Genomic DNA, 17,228 nt, shown 5'->3' with positions numbered 1-17,228 from the left:
CAAAAAGTTATTCGAGGTCGCGCGCTCTTGTGGACGCAACCTCGGTGAGTTTATCGGCCGTGAACTTATGCTCTTGACCTACGCGCGACGCCACAACGACGAGCGTTGACGTTTCATCATCGTAGGTGGAACGCAGCACAGTGCCAGGGTTGGTCACAAACCAGATGTGGGTACAACCTGAAGGTACTTTCATAATGCCTCTCTATCGCTAAAAATGTAGGTCGGGAATGTTCTCGACAAGGCGACGCGCCGTCGCTTCGCGCATTTGATTCACGATGCGAATGTGCGCTGGAGTCTTGAGCCACGAAACTTCCGCCGTTAGCCATACGAACTTGGCCCTCAGGAGCAGATCGGGTGCACCACGCGTACTAAGCCAGGCGATTCGCGCATTAGCGACGGCCAAATGCGTACGAAGAACAAAGTGAGTTACGCGAAGGACGAAACGGGTTGTCAAGAGTTTCCATTCGCGGTAGAGTTTCTTAGCGAGGGCTTTCATATCGGTTAGCTTTCTTGAGCCGCTTTCTCGTGGCGTGTGATTTTAGTCGGCGTCGCTGTCCGGACGGGAGAAAGTGCGCCCGGCGACGCATCTCGAAAGGAATGCCCGCCTTTTCGATCTCTCGGCGAAAGCGCTTGAGCGCGGAAATTACGCCCTCTTCGGGCTGAACATGTATCATGGGGTATTTCTTAAAAGATGTCGCGAGCGCCGTGAAGGGTATTTTCCTTTTCGAGCGCCCGCGAGTCGCGCGACGAAAGGAAAAACGTCGCGCTGAGTTCCCGCTGGAGTTCTGCGGTCACATAGAAGGCAGAAGGCGGGCAAGTTAGATCGGCGACGAGCGGTTTACGCCAGCTCGTCGCTTCGCGCGGATCGGCCGCACTCCACGACTCCGCCAAAGGAAGGTAAGGCGAGTCGCTCGGACGCGCGGCTGAAAACGCGCGCCCGCTATCCCGCCAAACGCCCAGGATGAAACGCTCGGCGGGAATGTTTTGAATTAAGCGAGCTTGGAAAAGTCGTCGGCGAGCTGCTTCTTGGACGCCGCCGCACGGTCCGTGACCGCCTGCCGGGCGTCAACTGCGCGGTTAAAACTTTCGGCGGCACTCACACTGCCGAACCTCTGCGAATCGAAGTCAGCTTTTTTGCGGATGGCCCGGCGACCATCAGCCAGGGCCTTCGCGTCGTCAATCCCTTTTCGGGCCGCAAGCTTTCGTTCTGCGCGCGCGCGGTCGGCTAGTGAAATCTCGGTATCGAGGTCGTCGTTTTCTTTTTTAATCATTTATTTGCTCCAGTTGGGATTTTTTGAAATGAGGGCAAGTTAGTGCCCAAAGCGAGTCTGCCACCATTCCCGCTCACGCAGATCGTCAGGCAAACGCCTCAAAAGGCTTTCGGCGATGTCTATCGCCTCGCGGACTTGGGCTTTGCGCGCGGGATCGGCGGTCCCGAAAAATAGATTTTCGTCGTTCCATGTTTTCAAAGCGTCCCCGCGTAGAGATGAAACAACCTCACGGAGGGTCTTTTTAGGCGCATGAGATTCGATAAAGGTATTTTGGTCGGCGATGGCCGCCGCATATTTGTCCAGCGCCGACGTGATCTCGGTTAGTTTGGTCTGAATTTCGCGAATTTCCACGGATGTAATCTCCTAAGCCGCGACTCGGCCCTTGATGAAGGCAAAAATGTCGGCGATTAAATCGTCACTGACGCGCGTGAAAAGCACGGCAGGCGGCAAACCGTAGTGCTCGCTCAATTTCCGTCTGAGTTCGAGGGACGCATCGGCGCGATTGGCTTCTATGGCCTGGATCGTGCTCCGATGTGAGCCGACCGACGCGGCGAGTTCGTCAATCGTTTCGGCTCTTAAAGTTCTGGCGATTTTGATGATAAATGATGGCACGTTCGGCCACCTCCTCGGGCTAAGGTCCAAGACCAAAGCGACAGCTTGGCAAAAAAAGAGCGACCTCGCCGTAGCGAGATCGTCGAGAGCGGAAAAATGCCCCTCTCCAATCCTATCGTGGGCTTCGTCATCTAGTTGCGCGCGTTCTTAATGCTAAGAATCGCTCTTCGACGATACGGAGGCGAGCTTCGGCCCGGCGTTTGCGTTCAGCCTCGGAAACCCCGGTGCGGTCCCAGAAAACCCGATGCGATTGCCGACGGTGGCAGGTTCCGCAAAGGGTTCGAAGAGACTCGAACGTCTTAGGCGCACCTATCGGGGCCCGGACGAACATTCGACGCGACGTTTCGCCACATGCAACGCAGCGATGCCGATCCCGATCTAAGACCTGTGCCCGAGGGCTAAAGCGCTCCCGATGGGCTCGGCCGCACTTTGGCTCGCAATGCTTCGCCGACCGCCGGTACGCGGGAAACGTCTTACGGCAACCCTCGCAGTCGACGATCCACAAATCTTGGGGCGAGGGACCCCAACGCGACGAGTGGCGCTTGCGGTAAGCATGGCACTTTAAGGCAGCCTGCACGGCCGCCTCGATCTCGGGGTTTACTGCTGTCACGTCCGCTACTTGGGTGCCGCCCGCGACGTTCGGCGGCGAAGGAGTGGGTCGCGATGAGGGCGAGAGCCCCATGAAATGGTCCGGTGCCCGGACAAAAAACGAGGCGCAGTGGCATTAACCACTGTGCTATCGGATTGTATCACAGGACTGTCCCATTTGTCAAGAGGGTAGACCTTTTCATAGCGGGACGAATGGAATTTTACCTAATCGTGGTTTGCCGACAAACCTGACGAAGAAGGCGACCTTGTCGGAGAGCTATTTCCGCCAAACCTTACGATGAAGGTCGCGCGCAGTTCTCGATTTCGACCTTACCATGTCTGTGTGCTATGGTCGCAACGGAGGTACCCGTTGCTATGCGCATCTGCATTACGCACCTGTCCACGGGGCGAAGATTCTACTTCGAGTTTGAGGATCGGAAGTCAGCGGCTGACGCCCTTGCCGTGCTCCAAGAGTATGGAGTCCCGGTGTTTCTTGAACGCTTCGGGGATAGAGCCGTCTCTGATTAGCCGCCTCCGTAAAATCGCCGGCGACTCTGCTCCTTCGCAGCTTCGAGCGCTTCCTGGAAGTTTCGTTCACGGATAGGCTCGTGTTCGAGCAGACATCGGAACGAGCAGTACACCTCGTTGTAGACCGCGCCTTCGATCAGTTCATGGCAATAAGCACAGGTTTGCATTAGTATGGTGTCCATTGCTTGTCGAGTTGGTCAGCGAGTTGTTCCGCAAGCGCCTGAGTCGAGCGTTCGCGCGCCAGAGCTTCCTCGAAGGTCGGGGCTTGGGCGGACGGAAGGGTGGTAGTGCCGTCTTCGCGTTTGTGAACTTCTTCCGCGAGTCGTACTGCCGGTTCTGACTTGCCCGGCAAGGATCGCTCTTCTGAGGGCTCACCGTTTATGATCCTACGAACGCGGGCGTCCAAAGCGACGCGGACTCGCTCTTCCTGAGCCTCTTCCTCTCTTGCTTGCGCTGCGCGCTCGCAGTTCTCAACAAACGTCGTCAGTAGGCCCTCCTCGGGAGAAATCCACGATCCGTGCCTTTCGACGGCTACTCGGTTGAGTGCCAGGGATTCTGCCAACTTCTTGAGCCGGGCCGAGGCCTGCTTTAGGGGAACTGTAACCTCGGCGTCCGGTGAGTCAAGCTGGCGGCTGCGCAGCACTCGCAAGAGCATTTCGTCGACTGCGAACGCATAGAGCAAGGGGAACTGACCACGATCTTCGTCGACGAGGGTAAAGAGTTCTTGGACGCGCGCCGTTATTGCCTCGCGCACCTCGTCGGGATAAGCCGCCAAGAACTCCGGACGGTCAACTTCAATGGCCGATACCGGAGGGAGTTCGAAGCTTAGTCCGAGGGCATCCATCCTCGGAGCGAGTTTGCGAAGAGCCAGGGCCTCGCGTTCCTTGTGGGCGCGTAGGTTCTTCGGGGACATCCGCTCGACCGTGCCCGTGTAGTTGCTGACCAATTGAGACACGCTTGCGACGCTACCCTGACGCGCCTCGATCCGCTCGCGCCGACTTGTGCCAAGCTCGTCCATCTCGACCAGGATTCGATCCAGAACCGCGCTCAGGGTACGCTCGACGTCGTCGAAGTCTTTGCTCTCGGTGAAGAGCCCGACTTCCTTCTCTCGGAGCTTGCCTAGAATAGCGACGTCGGCTTCCAGGGCGTCCATTTCAAGATCAGGTAGGATCGGCTTTGCGGTCGGAGCTTGGCCGAAGGCGACCGCCGGACGGTTCTTGGCGCGGTGCCGAGCTTTCCGAGCGGCCTCGCGGCATTTGGTAATGCAATAGGATTGCTGAACGCCTATTTTCTTGGGGCGATAGGCCTTTCCGCAGTGGCTGCAGTGTTGAGTTATCGGGAGGGTCATGAGATTGTATTCCTTTCTGTTGCGTGTCCCCGGGGTGTCCCCGGTCATGTCACGGGTCTGGTCACGGGTCTAGTCCCTAGTCTAGTCCCCCGGTCAAAAAATCCAAAATCGTGGATCGGGTCCGCCGGTTTTTTCAAATCGAGTTGACGGCCACGCGCGGTAAGGTTGTGTGGTGGTGCGGGGCAGCCGGGTCCTACTTTTTCCCACTGCTTCTTATCCCCCAAGGGTCTCCGTAGCTGATCTTGGGGAGCCGGAAAGCCTTATGTTATAAGGGTTTGAGCGGTTCGGGTTAGGGAGGTCGATTTGAGACCTTATGCTATAGTTCTATGTAATACGGTCGCGCTCGCCCTGGGATCGACCGTGATCCCGCCACGGCGTCAGCGCTAGGCAGGAATGACGATCCGGGAGCGAGCTTGCCTCAAGTCCGCGTGAATTTGCATTCTAAGCCCTCCTAGGCCAAAAATACATACGTTGTCGCAAAGCCTTATGGGCAGGGCAAAATCGTCGCTCCTAGCGCTTCCTACGCCCAAGGGAGGGCATCCGCTGTGTGGGGGTGCCCAAGGAGCGGGGGTGATTCTTTGGCGCTAATCGGACACCAGAGACCCGCTCACGGTGGGGATAGAGCGGCTTGGCGGTGCATAGTACTTAGTGATATAATAATGGTAATATACCGTCATGGGAGGTAGGGATCGTGGCAGACAAGAGTACGCGCAAAGTCTACGGGTATGCGCGAGTTTCGAGCAGGGGTCAGGCTGACGAAGGTATCTCTTTGGACGCGCAACAGGCCCGCATTGAGGGCTACGCTCTTGCGAAGGGTTGGGCGCTTACGGACGTTCTGATCGACGCAGCTCGGTCCGGGAAGAATACGCGACGGCCTATGCTGGAGCGGTTGCGACGCGAAGTCCGCGAAGGCCAAGTCGAGACGATCATCACGCTTAAGGTTGATCGGGTTTCCAGATCGACGCGAGACTTGCTCAACCTCCTTCAGGAGTTCGAGACGCATAAGACTTCATTCGTGAGCGTCTTTGAGAATATCGACACGTCAACTTCCATGGGTCGCTTTGTCATCACCCTTCTAGGCTCTTTGGCGCAGTTAGAAGCCGAGCAGGTTGGCGAGCGAACATCCTTCGCGCTACGCAAAGCACGGCTCGATGGCAAGGCCTACTGTCGCACGGCTCCTTTTGGCTGGAAGCGTGTCGGCGGGGACTTCCGACCTGCCGAGGCCGAGCAGCGCGCACTTGCCCAAATACGAACCATGCGCGCTAAGAACGATTCTTGGCAGAGTATCGCTCGCTGGCTGGCAGAGAATCGAATCAAGCCCCGAGCCGGGGACAAGTGGTATCCGGCCACAGTAAGGCAGGTCCTGAACTCTAAGCTCGCACTGGAGGCTGCCTAACATGTGGCACATGTTCAACTACGGATCGAATCGGCGGACGTGGGGTTCTCCGAATGGTGCTGGTGAGAATTACGCCTCGCAGTTTTCGCTTCTGTCGATCTTGGGTTTGAAGGTTAGGCGGCCGCGCGGACGTCCGAAGGGTCTTGTCCCCGGCTCGCGCCGCTGGAAGGCCGCTCAGAAGAAAGAGGCTCGCCAATGACTAGGCTCGCGTTCGATGTCTTCGTTTGGGCTCTCCTCACCCTGGTCTTCCTGCTTCCGCTGAACGCTCTATGGCGCAGGAAGAAATACGGCTGGTTCTCGGTCGTTGCCATCATCGGTGCGTTTGTACTGCTCATCTTTTGGTTGGGGCAGCGCGCAGCGGGTTGGTGAGGCCGTAAACTCTAGCATCCTCAAAGCCTCGGCGGAAACGCCGGGGCTTTTTGGTTGTCTAGCGCGGACCCCGAGGGAGACGAGCCGGAGGGGTACTAAGCCCCCGGTTGAAAGAGTCTGGGACTCTTGCCTGGCGAAGAACGAACTATGAAGCTCCCAAGAAAACTGCGGCTCTCTAGTTTGCGGCAGAAAGTCTACCGCGCAGGTTCAATCCTTGGTGACGTTGAGGCTGTCTCCTCGGGCAAATCAGAACGCATGGCGCGGCGAATGGGTCAGCACGTGTTTTGGCGGTTCTTTGGGAACCTTGGCCGAAGCATCTTCGGGTTGTTCGGAGGCCGAAGGTGAGTAAACTAGGCGAACTGTTTGTCGCGGTTGTGACCGACATCGAGAACGATGGGCAAACGATGATGGATGCGCTCAAGCCGATTCTCAATCGCGACCCGCAGGGCCGCCAGGTCGGCACGATTGTCGGGGAGTTTTTCAAAAAGCAGGGAGACAGCGGCACAATACCGGGCGGGGCATTTCATAACCTGAGAGATGTGATCGACTACCAGGCGAAAATGTTTGGGCTCCTGCGCGAGGAGCTAGTACTGCTAGGCACGTTGTCCTGTCTAGACGGTCCGGCAAAAAAATGCGTCCAAGAAATCATAAGCGACTTTGACACTATTCTGTCCAGCGCTCCTGCCGAGGGAGCCTCGATGACCAAAGATCGCCGTACTGTTTGAAAAATTTGGCGTGAACTGCGGCACGTTTACCAGGCGGCGCTTTTCATAGCCCGAGTCGCGCGAGAGACCGCTCAGTCACAAAGAACTCCGCCAAGATACGAGCTGCTTGAAGCCCTACGTGACAGAATCGCACAGCCGGACAGCCGTTGAACCACTTACCCCGATCTTCGAAGCCGGATTGGCAAACAAGTTCCGTCTGTTTGCGAGTGCCCATGCGCGCAAATTCGCAATTGCTTCTTTGAGTAAAAGCAATAAGTGATCGGGCGCGACGCATAAATGCATGTATTCCTCCGGCGGGTCTCCGTCTTTGCTCTGATTTTCGTAGTAGATTTCGTGTTCCGTTGGTAACCCCCTGAACGGCTCATGCTCCTTGCCCACTCTCAGCTCGTGGTGAATGCACGTGCGGTAATCGACGTAGATCAAGTAGCTATAGGTGGCCCTATCAATCAATTCCGAGGGAGTTCTGTAGCCGAGCCCGGCAGTCCATCTCAGAAAGTCCGCCTCCAATGGATCGGCGGTCGCCTCGCGGACTAGCCAATTATGCTCTAAGGGGTAAGCCCGTCGGCAGTTGCTCTCAAACCTGGCGTGGCCGCCTTCTCTCTTCAGTTTTCTCAGTAGAATCGGAATGCTCACACGTTCTTTGAATGAGGGGCAGTGTTCTCTTAGCAGCAACCGAAACTGCCTTTGGGTCCCCTTTCCCGGGTAACAATACTTCCCCAACGAGCACATGACAATCCCCATCAGGCCAAGGGCGTCAATTGAATATGGGTCGGCCTTCAGTAGGCCCTCAATCACTCGAACCCTGTTCGCTAAGAAACGGTCGAAGGGATCGAGAATCTCCTCGTCAGAGATTGGACGTCGCGAGTGACGCGTAGTCAACTGCGAGTGCCACCGTCACTTGGTGCTCCAGCCTCGATCATTGCGTTAGATTCGAGTCCGCCTTCTTGCGCTCGAAGACCAACTTGATGCTCGCCGAGCCGCCAAGGGAGGCACCAGTGCCGAGAATCCCGATCTTGCCGTCTGCTGAGGCTTGTAGGTTCACCTCGACCGTCTGAAGGTTGAGCCCACCAACCGGCTTATTGAACCACGGTGAGAAGCTTGCATCAAGGGCCGTCAGGGCACTGTTCAGATCACTCGTCATGTCTTCGATTTTGACTTTGGTAACTTTCGAAGCTCCGCCCTTGAAAAGGTCAAGTACAAAGGCCTGCTTCGAAAGTTCACCGCTATGCACGTTCACACCGACGCCTTCAGTGATGATCTCTTCTGTCTCGAAGGCCTCGCCCGTGTCAATCCTAGGAACCTTTGGCACACGAATGGTGCCGACGCTGATCGGCTGGCCCAAGGTACCGGCGGCCGAAACTATATTAACAGTCAAAGGCTTCTTCATTTTGCAAAACTCCCGTTGGCCAAGACTGACGACTATATTCGGCAGCCCCTTCGCCTTGGATTATAGCAGAGCTTGGCAAGAGCGGGGCCATCGCGTCAGTATTTCATCAATAAAAGATGCGACGCGCGCTGAATCCGGGCACTTTTCGGTGTCGAACCTGAGTCGATGAACCTTCACCTCGGCTTCGTCCTGCTATTTTCGCAATCCGAGCAGCTTGCAGAACGCAGCAAACAGGGATTCCTCTTGCCTGACGAAGCCATCGGCGACGACAAACATCAATCCGAGAACTAATGTTGCTCCGACGTAGTTTTTCATTCAAGTCCACCTCCTTTCGAGCGCCTTAGAAGGCGCGAGTCTTTAGCCAATTGTTACGTTCATCACCAAAGTATATGGACGCCCAATGCTTATGAAGGCGCGCGACAAAGAGAACGTCTCCATCGTGCAAAGACTGTTGGAGGTGGTCGCGAACCTGTGCCGCGGTAAGGGGCGTATCCACTAACCACACGGATTTCTCAACGTGGGCCCAGTTTGGAAACGCGCCCTTGATGGCGGTTATTACGCGGTCATAGTCAGCAGGCGTGTCGTTGGGACTTCGAAGATCGTAGGTCACTATGTGAACCATTCCGGCTACTCGCCCGACTCAGTTGCGGTCGCGCCTGATTGCTCGTTCTTAGCGTCGCTCGTAGCTGATGCGCTGGGCGGTATGCTTTTCATGCGATACCTCCCGCGCGCTTCGCGCTCGATCAACCCCGCCTTTTCGGCTCGAAGGAGGCGGTTAGTAGCGGCACGCTCGTTTATCCGCAGCTCCTGCGCAACGTCTGAGACGGACCGGGCCCCCTCCACAGACCGTAGGAACTCCACAACGGCGCGCACGGCGTCAGGTGTTGGCCCCCTTGCATCGTCGCGAATCGCCTCGCGCGGAAGGCCATGTGCCGCCGAAAGTTGTCCGCGCAGCCGCCGTTGCAGCGTGTCGCGCTGGGCACGAAGATTATCAAGCTCCCTTTCCAACTCACCGATTCGGTGATTGACCGACCCAAATTCTTTCAGGTCGGTCGAGAACTGATCCGGCATGCTCAGATGCTACCACGGGCGGCTGGTTGCGTCAATTATACCTGATGCTTTATTGGTGCAAGTCGATACTTTTGAAGGATACCAGGGGTTAGTGCAGAAGGCGGGACACGTTTAAGGCTCAGCGGTGTGCCCGCTGAGCCCTAAATGGGGCGCATGCCCCTTAGATACGCTGCTCGGGCGGACCCGGGCATGTCTTGCGACACAGACATTTTCGAGTCCGCCGGGCACATTCCTAGCGGCGACAGCCGCAAAGAGGGAGACTGCCGTGGCACTTAAGTGTACAGGCCGCCGAATGGCGGCGAGCGCAACCAGCGATCATCTTCACATAAGCCATCTGTGGTACAGGGGGGACGATGGCCGCGGGGCCGAGCAAGTCTGTACTCGCGCGCTGATGGTGGAGTATGTTGAGAAAAACGGCGAAAACTCTGTCTGGTGCCCTGACCGGAACCCAACTCTCAACGGCGCGTGGCTCTACGTGAACCACAACGCCGTCGTGAAGTGGGTACAGACCATGGCCGATGGGCGCTGGACCGACAATCTCCTCGCGCTTCCGTTGCGGTAGCGCCTCCAACAACCGAGGCGGACTCAAAATGGTCCGCCTTCGGCGTGTCCTCACGTCGCGAAGTGGGGACTTGGAGGGTACTTTACTCAATCGGTTGAGACAATCGAGTCGGGAAACTCTTATTTTACGCCCTTCGCGTGCCCCCGCAAATCCCTAATCCGGAGTTCTTTCATCTGCGTGTCGAGGCCGAGGTTGGCCTCGAGCTGCGCAAGCGGCAGCACGTCGATCCGGTTCGGCGCCACTTCGGTATCTGCGAGCAGCTTTTGCATGAGGCGGGCCTTGAGCGCGTCGGTGTTCACGCCATCGTTGCACGCGATTGAAAGCACGAGTTCATCGAGATCGTTGGGATCGTCGTTATGCTTTTTGATCACCAACTGCCATTCGACGACGTCGCGTACTTCGGCCATCGACGGCAGGAACGTGTTCAGATCCACCAGCGTTCCCTTGATCTTCGTCAGTTGGAATTCGCCGACATCGGTCTTGCGAGACAGCGTCGTGGAGATGCGCGGCACGACGCGGCCGCAGCCCGGGCAACTATCGTAGAGGATGCCGCCTTCGGCGATGTCGCCCGTCCGATAGCGCAGCACGCACGACCCGTGGCCGGCAAGCGTCGTGTACACCAGTTCGCCGCGCTCTCCCGGTTTGACCGGTTCGCCCGACGCCGGGTCGACGATCTCGAAGATCTCGAGTTCCGGATAGGTGTGAAAGCCGTACGACGTCTGATAGTCGGGCGGCGGACACTCGGCCCAGCATTGGCGCGCTTCCGTGAAACCGTAGATGCTGTGCACGCGCACGCCCGGCTGACCCATCTGCTCGCACAGCGCGCCCATGCGTTCGCGCAACGCTACCGGCACGCGCTCGCCGCCGACTGCGATGCATCGCAACTTGGCCAGCTTCAAGCCTTGTGCGGCGGCTTCGAGCAGCATGTGATAGACGTAACCTGGAATCCCCATCATGACTTCAGGCTGCATGCGCGTGAGCACGGTGATGTTGCCGGCCGTACCCATCGTCTTGCCGCCGCCGGTGTGCAAGATGAGCGTGTTGCTGCCTTGACCGACTGCGTAGACCTGCCAAAATGCGAGGTGCGGCGCGAACGGAAACACGTTCAGGCAGCGGTTATCTTCGCCGATATCCACCACGTCCGTCAAGCGCCGCCCGACTAAGTGAAAACGCTCCATGTCCGGACCGCTGTACACGAACTGCGTGGGCAGCGCTGTCCTTCCAGTGGTGAACGTCACCAGCACGGGCCCATACTTGCGCCGTACTTCTTGCACGACGGCGTGATCGCCGCGCGTCAGTTTGATCCACGCGAGCTGCGCGAGCCTCGTTTTCGGCGCGAACCTGCGGATCTTTTCCGCGTCGGGCTGCAGGACGAGATCGAGGTGACGGGTGGGGTTGTCGGCGGTCGGCGCGATGTCGGCCTTGGTCGTGAACGGTATCCGGCGCAGATCGTCGAGTGTGCGGATCGACCTCGGGTCAATCTTGTTCGTGTCGAAGAGCCGCCGGTAAAGCGGGCTATACGGATACAGCTCCTCGTTGATAAACCGATGCAGCCGCGCGTTGCGTTCATCGGCCCACTCATGCCAGGGCTTCGTCGGTCTCCAAACCGGCGCGCCGCTAATCGCTTCCAGCACGCGGGAAGCTTTCTGTCTTGCCAGACGGCTGCCTCCGGCGCGTCACGTGGCTCGAAAGATAGCTCCGGGTATTGACAAGACCTTGGCGTTGCTCTAGGATACCCTTACATTTCTATGATTATTAAAAGTAATAATGTGCCGCGACGGGCGGCTCCACGCCACCAAGACGCGGTATTCGGCTCCGCCATCTTCCGCGGACCGGTGAAGACGAAGACCATCGTCCCGCTGCTCATCCTTCATCTGCTCGGCAAGAGCCCCGAGCACGGCTACGGGCTGATGGAACGCATCGCAAAGATGACGGGCGACGTCATGCCGGTCAATCCGAACACGATGTATCCTCTCTTGCGGCGGCTCGAGGAGCGCGGCTTTGTGGTCGGCACGTGGGAACATCCTGACCGGCGCAGCCGCCGGCTCTACAAACTCACGCGCGCCGGCGCGGAGCGTTACGAACAGATCAAAGTGCGCGTGCGACCGCATCTCGACCGGCTGATCGGCGCCATGCAGCTCCTGCGCAGCGAGGTCGTCGACGCGACGTCGACCAAAGGCGGCAAGCGCCGCGGCGCGCGCACCGCCCCCATTTCGGAGATCGCCTCATGAGCTCGAATAACGGCAAGCGCGACGCGGTCATCGTCAGCGCCGCGCGCACCCCAGTCGGTAACTTCGGCAGCGCATATCGCGAATACGACGCGCTCAAACTCGGCACGGTCGCGGCCAAGGCCGCGATCGAGCGCTCCGGCATCGGCGTCGAACATTTCGACGAAGTCATCTTCGGCAGCGGCGGGCAGCCGATCGAATTCGCCAACATCGCGCGACAGATCTCGCTCGAGGTCGGCATTCCCATCGGCACTCCCGCCTACAGCGTGCAACGCAACTGCGCGAGCGGGATACAATCGATCGCCAACGCGGTGCAGGGCATCGCCAGCGGCGACGGAGACGTGTATCTCGTCGGTGGCACCGAGAACCAATCCATGGCGCCGTACATCATCCCGTCGGCGCGTTGGGGCGCGCGACTACGCCCCGTGGAGATGCTCGATCCGATCTGGACCGGCCTCACCGACCATCACACGGGCTTGCTCATGGGCGAGACGGCCGAACTGCTCGCGGAAGAATTCACAATCACGCGCGAGATGCAGGATCAACTTGCAGTCGAAAGCCACAACAAGGCTTTCCGCGCTCAGCGCATGGGCAAGTTCAACGATGAACTCGTGCACGTGCAGGTGCCCAAGAAGGTCGGTGAGCCCGAGACGGTCGCCAAAGACGAAGGCCCGCAGGCCGGACTCTCCGTGCAAAAACTCAGCCTGTATCCGGCGGTGTTCAAAAAAGGCGGCACCGTCACGCCCGGCAACTCGTGTCCGCTCAACGATGCGGGCGCCGCGCTCGTCGTGATCAGCGCGGAAAAGGCGGAGAAACTGGGAGTCAAGCCGCTCGCGCGCATCCGCTCGTACGCTTTTGCCGGCTGCGATCCGAGGACCATGGGATTGGGCCCGACGGTCGCGACGCCCAAGGCGCTCGCGCGCGCCGGCATCACGCTGGACGACATCGAACTCGTGGAGTTCAACGAAGCGTTCGCCGCGCAGTACCTGGCTTGCGAGAAGATCATGGAGCTGGACCGCAGCATCGTCAACGTCAACGGCGGCGCGATCGCGCTCGGCCACCCGATCGGCGCGACCGGGGCGCGGCTCACCACCACCTTGGTGTTCGAGATGCGCCGCCAGGGCAAGCGCTTCGGGCTCGTGACCATGTGCATCGGCGGCGGCCAAGGCGGCGCGCTCGTGATCGAAAACGCGGAGGCGGCGTAAGTGTATATCTTCAAGTGCGCAGTGGTCGGCGCGGGAACGATGGGCGGCGAGATCGCGCAAGTCGTCTCGTGGTCCGGTTTGCCGGTCCTGCTCAAAGACGTAGATCAAAAAGCGCTCGACCACGGCATGGAGACCGCTCGCACCATCTATCAACGGCGCGTTGACAAAGGCAAGATGACGGCGTCGGAGATGAACGACAAGCTCGCGCTCATCACGCCGGTGCTCACTTACGACGATTTCGGCGACGTCGATTTCGTCATCGAAGCCGTGCCCGAGAAGCTCGAACTCAAGCAACGCGTTTTCGCCGAACTCGACAAAGTGTGCCAGAGCACCGCTATCCTGGCGACCAACACCTCGGCGCTCTCCATCACCGCGATCGCCGGCGCGACCAAGCGGCCGGCGCAAGTGGTCGGCTTCCACTTCTTCTATCCGGCGTCGGTCATGAAGCTGATCGAGGTCGTGGCGGGACCGCAGACCAGCCAAGACACGATGGACACCGCGGTGTCGTTCGCCGAAGAATTGCGCAAGCTGCCCGTCAAGGTCAAAGAGTGCGCCGGCTTCGTGGTCAATCGCGTGTTGATGGCTTCGATGATCGAGATCATCAAGGCGCGCGCGGAGCTAGGCGTCGATCCCCAGACCGTCGACGCGATCGTCACCGCAAAGGGCGGCGCACCCATCGGACCCTTCCTGCTGTCAGACATGCTCGGGCTGGATATCGCGGCAGACGTCGCAGCGACATTGGAAAAGGCGTATGGCCCGCGTTTTGCCGCGCCGCCGGAGCTGCGCGAACTTGTCGCAGCCGGCCATTTGGGAGTGAAGACCGGCAAGGGCTTCTACACGCACACCGGCGCGGAGGCGAAGTAACCGATGGCGATCACCCAAGACAAAGAGGCCGCGCTCGTCGAGCGCTTCACCTACGCCGCCATCGCCGAAGCGGGCCGGCTTTTGGATGAGGATATCGCGTCTGCCAAGGATATCGATCTCGCAATGCGCGCGGGCGCCGGTTTGGCCGTCGGTCCGCTCGAGCAGGCCGACACGATCGGGCTCGACGTGGTGCTCGAAACGCTGCGCTCGCTTCACGCCAAGCACGGTGACAACTATAAGCCGAGCGCCACGCTCGAAGGACTCGTGGCCAAAGGCGCGCTCGGCAAAAAAACGGGCCGCGGCTTTTTGGGGTATTCGTGACATGCCCGAGACTGCGACGTATTCCAATATCCTCGTCGACGTCCAAGGCGGCGTCGCGCTGCTCACCATCAACCGGCCGCCCGCGAATTCGTTGTCGAAAGCGACGCTGGAGGAGTTGAACGCTGCGTTCGACGCGCTGGAAAACGATCCGGCGACGCGCGCCGTCGTCATCACCGGCGCGGGCCAGTACGTGTTCATCGGCGGGGCCGACATCAACGAGTTCGTCGGCCTCGATGACGCCGGCGTGCGCTCTTCAGTGCAACGCGGTCACGCGCTGTTCAGCAAGATCGAGCATTTTCCCAAGCCGGTCATCGCGGCGGTCAACGGCGTGTGCGTCGGCGGCGGCAACGAGCTGGCGATGGCGTGCGACATCAGGATCGCGGCCGAAAGCGCCAAGTTCGGACAGCCCGAGGTCTCGCTCGGCATCATCCCGGGTTGGGGCGGAAGCCAGCGCTTGACGCGCTTGGTCGGCAAAGGACGCGCCCTGGAGATGATGCTCACCGGCGATCTCGTCAAGGCCGATGATGCGCAGCGCTATGGGCTCGTGAACAAAGTCGTTCCGGACAACGAAGTGCTGACCCATGCGCGCAACCTCGCGCGCAAGCTCGCGATGTCGGCGCCGATCGCGATGAAGTATATCAAACACACGACCAATGTCGGGCTCGACGAAGGCATTGCCGCCGGATTGCGCGCGGAAGCCGAGGGTGCGCTGGCGATCTTCAACAGCAACGACGCTAAGGAAGGCGTCGCGGCGTTCCTCGGCAAGCGCCGCCCGAAATTCACGGGAACCTGATGTAGCGTTCCGAGCGAAGCTCGGAGGAGAAATCGATATGGCTATCGCCACCAAACCTGAAGGTCTGAACTTCGAACTGCCCGAGGATTTGAAACTCCTCAAGCGTTCGATCCGCGAGTTCGTGGAGAAAGAACTCTGGCCGATCGGCAACCAGGTCGAGGACACGGACGAGATCCCGCAAGCCGCCATCAACAAGATGAAAGAGATGGGGCTCTTCGGTCTGCCGTTTTCCGACGAATACGGCGGCGCCGGCATCGGCGAACTCGGCTACTGCGTGGCGCTTGAAGAGCTCGGCCGAGCCAATGCCGCGTTTTCTAACTTGATCGGAGCGCACTGCAGCATCGGCGCTATGGCGGTGCACCTCGACGGGAGCAAAGAGCTCAAGGACAAGTACATGGAGCAGCTCTGCACCGGCGAGAAGCTGGCCTGCTTCGCGCTGTCCGAACCCAACGCCGGCTCGGATGCGGCCGCCATTCAAACGGCGGCGCGGCGCGAGGGCGATACGTTCCTGCTCAACGGCGTCAAGCATTTCATCACCAGCGGCGACATCGCTGACTTCGCCACCGTGTTCGCGGTGACCGACAAGAATCTCGGCGCGCGCGGCGGCATCACGGCGTTTTGGACGGATCTCAACCAGCCCGGCGTCAAGCGCGGGCCCAAGGATCGCAAAATGGGGCTGTACGGCAGCCACACCTGCGAGCTGATCTTCCAGGACGCAAAGGTGCCGGCGGATCACGTCATCGGCCAAGTAGGCATGGGCTTCATCACCGCCATGCGCACGCTCGACATGGGCCGCTTATCGCTCGGCGCCGGGTGCGTGGGCGGCTCGCAGCTGGCGCTCGAAAAAGCGATCGCGCACGCCAAGGAGCGCGTGCAGTTCGGCAAACCGATCGCCAAACAGCAAGCCGTGCAGTTCATGCTGGCCGACATCGCGACCAAGATCTACGCCGCGCGCAACATGGTCTATCATGCGGCGTGGAAGGCGGATCGCGGCGAGCGTTTCTCGATGGAAGCGGCGATGGTCAAGCGCTATTGCTCGGACATGTCGATCTGGGTGATCGACCGCGTGCTGCAGATCCACGGCGGCATGGGCTTCATGAAAGAGACGGGCATCGAGCGCGGTTATCGCGACGCGCGCATCCTCGCGATCTACGAGGGCACCAACGAGATCCAGCGCATGATCATCGCGGAAGAACTCCTCAAGTAGTGCGCATCGCGGTCTGCGTGACGGCGGTCCCCAACCCCGAAAAGGTTGCTTGGGACCGCTTCCGTCAAGTGCTCGACCTGCAGGACGCCGAGCCCGTCCTCAATCCGCTCGACCGCAATGCGCTCGAACTCGCCGGGCAGCTCGCCAAGAAGACCAGCTCGACGTTTTTCACGATTAGCGCCGGTCCAGGCGCTTCTTCCGCGTTGCGCGAGGCAGCCGTGTTCGGCGCCGATCCTTTGATCGCGCTCGGCGATCCTTTGCTGGAGCAGGCTGATGAACGCGGCGTCGCTGCAGCGCTCGCTGCGGCGATCCGTCACGCAGGCAGCGCCGATGTCGTGCTCTGCGGCGCATCGTCCGCCTCGTTCGGCAGCGGCGCCGTGCCGGGTTTTCTGTCCGCCTACCTCGAGGCCGGACTCTTGAGCGGCGTGATCGACATCGCGACCGACGACAATGGCGTGTCCGTCGCTTCCATCGGAACGACTTCTTTGGTGCGTTCCTCCGCCACGCCACCGGTCGTGCTCGCCGCCGCTCCGTACGGCATCGCGGTGCGCACGATCTCGCCGCTGCTGCTCATGCGCGCGGCGAAAAAACCGATCGTCGACCTGACGCTTGCCGCCATCGGCGCGCCAAACCCGCTTCCATCAAGCGGCGTGCTCGACGGCTCGCCGGAAGCGACGCGGAAAAAACGCGCCAACGAGACGGTCGACGCGATCACGCTCGTCGCCGCGCTGCGCGACCGCGCGCTGTTGTGAC

The 17,228-nt window shown here is 59.6% G+C and carries 18 protein-coding genes; 11 read left to right on the top strand and 7 right to left on the bottom strand.

From position 1 onward, the window contains the following. Nucleotides 1–7: 7 nt before the first annotated feature. The 5 genes from VN934_06105 to VN934_06085 form a co-directional block, all read right to left on the bottom strand. The gene (locus VN934_06105) at nt 8–193 is read right to left on the bottom strand and encodes a hypothetical protein (protein HXM18368.1); all 186 of its coding nucleotides are present in this window, start codon (nt 191–193) and stop codon (nt 8–10) included. 796 nt (nt 194–989) lie between these two features. Further along, nucleotides 990–1,271: a hypothetical protein gene (locus VN934_06100; GenBank protein HXM18367.1), complete on the bottom strand. Its 282-nt coding sequence runs from the start codon at nt 1,269–1,271 to the stop codon at nt 990–992. A 39-nt stretch (nt 1,272–1,310) separates the two neighbouring features. Next, entirely contained in the window at nt 1,311–1,622 is a 312-nt protein-coding gene (locus VN934_06095; GenBank protein HXM18366.1) for a hypothetical protein, read from the bottom strand. Nucleotides 1,623–1,634: 12 nt separating this feature from the next. Then, complete coding sequence (locus tag VN934_06090; GenBank protein ID HXM18365.1) at nt 1,635–1,883, bottom strand: helix-turn-helix transcriptional regulator; 249 nt, start codon at nt 1,881–1,883, stop codon at nt 1,635–1,637. A 1,282-nt stretch (nt 1,884–3,165) separates the two neighbouring features. After that, nucleotides 3,166–4,152: a hypothetical protein gene (locus VN934_06085; GenBank protein HXM18364.1), complete on the bottom strand. Its 987-nt coding sequence runs from the start codon at nt 4,150–4,152 to the stop codon at nt 3,166–3,168. A gap of 886 nt (nt 4,153–5,038) precedes the next feature. On the opposite strand from VN934_06085, the gene VN934_06080 reads away from it, so the two are divergent. The 3 genes from VN934_06080 to VN934_06070 all read left to right on the top strand — a co-directional run bounded on the left by VN934_06080 (nt 5,039) and on the right by VN934_06070 (nt 6,837). Then, nucleotides 5,039–5,743 (top strand): recombinase family protein, encoded by a 705-nt coding sequence (locus VN934_06080; GenBank protein HXM18363.1) that lies wholly within the window; start codon nt 5,039–5,041, stop codon nt 5,741–5,743. Nucleotides 5,744–5,938: 195 nt separating this feature from the next. Next, complete coding sequence (locus VN934_06075; GenBank protein HXM18362.1) at nt 5,939–6,112, top strand: hypothetical protein; 174 nt, start codon at nt 5,939–5,941, stop codon at nt 6,110–6,112. Nucleotides 6,113–6,453: 341 nt separating this feature from the next. Next, nucleotides 6,454–6,837 (top strand): hypothetical protein, encoded by a 384-nt coding sequence (locus VN934_06070; GenBank protein ID HXM18361.1) that lies wholly within the window; start codon nt 6,454–6,456, stop codon nt 6,835–6,837. A 916-nt stretch (nt 6,838–7,753) separates the two neighbouring features. On the opposite strand, the gene VN934_06065 is transcribed toward VN934_06070, so the two are convergent. Next, entirely contained in the window at nt 7,754–8,224 is a 471-nt protein-coding gene (locus tag VN934_06065) for a hypothetical protein (GenBank protein ID HXM18360.1), read from the bottom strand. Between the two features lie 165 nt (nt 8,225–8,389). On the opposite strand from VN934_06065, the gene VN934_06060 reads away from it, so the two are divergent. Beyond that, nucleotides 8,390–8,515, top strand: a complete 126-nt coding sequence (locus VN934_06060) for a hypothetical protein (protein HXM18359.1) — start codon at nt 8,390–8,392, stop codon at nt 8,513–8,515. A gap of 1,461 nt (nt 8,516–9,976) precedes the next feature. Here the strand turns inward: VN934_06060 and VN934_06055 are convergent. Further along, nucleotides 9,977–11,491 (bottom strand): AMP-binding protein, encoded by a 1,515-nt coding sequence (locus VN934_06055; protein ID HXM18358.1) that lies wholly within the window; start codon nt 11,489–11,491, stop codon nt 9,977–9,979. Between the two features lie 135 nt (nt 11,492–11,626). Here VN934_06055 and VN934_06050 point away from each other — a divergent pair, with 135 nt between their 5' ends. From VN934_06050 to VN934_06020, 7 genes are read left to right on the top strand one after another with little or no spacing between them, the layout of a single operon-like run. Further along, the gene (locus VN934_06050) at nt 11,627–12,088 is read left to right on the top strand and encodes a PadR family transcriptional regulator (GenBank protein HXM18357.1); all 462 of its coding nucleotides are present in this window, start codon (nt 11,627–11,629) and stop codon (nt 12,086–12,088) included. Continuing rightward, nucleotides 12,085–13,290, top strand: a complete 1,206-nt coding sequence (locus VN934_06045) for a thiolase family protein (GenBank protein ID HXM18356.1) — start codon at nt 12,085–12,087, stop codon at nt 13,288–13,290. The genes VN934_06050 and VN934_06045 overlap by 4 nt, the downstream gene beginning before the upstream one ends. After that, nucleotides 13,291–14,154: a 3-hydroxyacyl-CoA dehydrogenase family protein gene (locus VN934_06040; GenBank protein ID HXM18355.1), complete on the top strand. Its 864-nt coding sequence runs from the start codon at nt 13,291–13,293 to the stop codon at nt 14,152–14,154. A 3-nt stretch (nt 14,155–14,157) separates the two neighbouring features. After that, a complete protein-coding gene (locus VN934_06035; protein HXM18354.1) occupies nt 14,158–14,475 on the top strand; it encodes a 3-hydroxyacyl-CoA dehydrogenase family protein in 318 nt (105 codons plus the stop codon). A gap of 1 nt (nt 14,476) precedes the next feature. Then, a complete protein-coding gene (locus tag VN934_06030) occupies nt 14,477–15,268 on the top strand; it encodes an enoyl-CoA hydratase-related protein (protein ID HXM18353.1) in 792 nt (263 codons plus the stop codon). A 37-nt stretch (nt 15,269–15,305) separates the two neighbouring features. Beyond that, nucleotides 15,306–16,475, top strand: a complete 1,170-nt coding sequence (locus VN934_06025) for an acyl-CoA dehydrogenase family protein (protein HXM18352.1) — start codon at nt 15,306–15,308, stop codon at nt 16,473–16,475. After that, nucleotides 16,475–17,227 carry a hypothetical protein gene (locus VN934_06020; GenBank protein ID HXM18351.1) on the top strand — a complete coding sequence of 251 codons (753 nt, stop codon included), beginning with the start codon at nt 16,475–16,477 and terminating at the stop codon, nt 17,225–17,227. The genes VN934_06025 and VN934_06020 overlap by 1 nt, the downstream gene beginning before the upstream one ends. Nucleotide 17,228 lies beyond the last annotated feature (1 nt).

Source organism: Candidatus Tumulicola sp., assembly GCA_035601835.1.
Lineage (GTDB): Bacteria > Vulcanimicrobiota > Vulcanimicrobiia > Eremiobacterales > Eremiobacteraceae > DATNNM01.
Note: the sequence above shows the minus strand (reverse complement) of the source record. Positions and strands in the feature narration are given on the sequence as shown.

What these genes read in the sequence shown, in the direction of transcription:
- VN934_06105 (HXM18368.1), bottom strand. Translation starts at nt 193, where the DNA reads ATGAAAGTACCTTCAGGTTGTACCCACATCTGGTTTGTGACCAACCCT.
- VN934_06100 (HXM18367.1), bottom strand. Translation starts at nt 1,271, where the DNA reads ATGATTAAAAAAGAAAACGACGACCTCGATACCGAGATTTCACTAGCC.
- VN934_06085 (HXM18364.1), bottom strand. Translation starts at nt 4,152, where the DNA reads ATGGACGCCCTGGAAGCCGACGTCGCTATTCTAGGCAAGCTCCGAGAG.
- VN934_06075 (HXM18362.1), top strand. Translation starts at nt 5,939, where the DNA reads ATGACTAGGCTCGCGTTCGATGTCTTCGTTTGGGCTCTCCTCACCCTG.
- VN934_06065 (HXM18360.1), bottom strand. Translation starts at nt 8,224, where the DNA reads ATGAAGAAGCCTTTGACTGTTAATATAGTTTCGGCCGCCGGTACCTTG.
- VN934_06060 (HXM18359.1), top strand. Translation starts at nt 8,390, where the DNA reads ATGAACCTTCACCTCGGCTTCGTCCTGCTATTTTCGCAATCCGAGCAG.
- VN934_06045 (HXM18356.1), top strand. Translation starts at nt 12,085, where the DNA reads ATGAGCTCGAATAACGGCAAGCGCGACGCGGTCATCGTCAGCGCCGCG.
- VN934_06035 (HXM18354.1), top strand. Translation starts at nt 14,158, where the DNA reads ATGGCGATCACCCAAGACAAAGAGGCCGCGCTCGTCGAGCGCTTCACC.
- VN934_06030 (HXM18353.1), top strand. Translation starts at nt 14,477, where the DNA reads ATGCCCGAGACTGCGACGTATTCCAATATCCTCGTCGACGTCCAAGGC.
- VN934_06025 (HXM18352.1), top strand. Translation starts at nt 15,306, where the DNA reads ATGGCTATCGCCACCAAACCTGAAGGTCTGAACTTCGAACTGCCCGAG.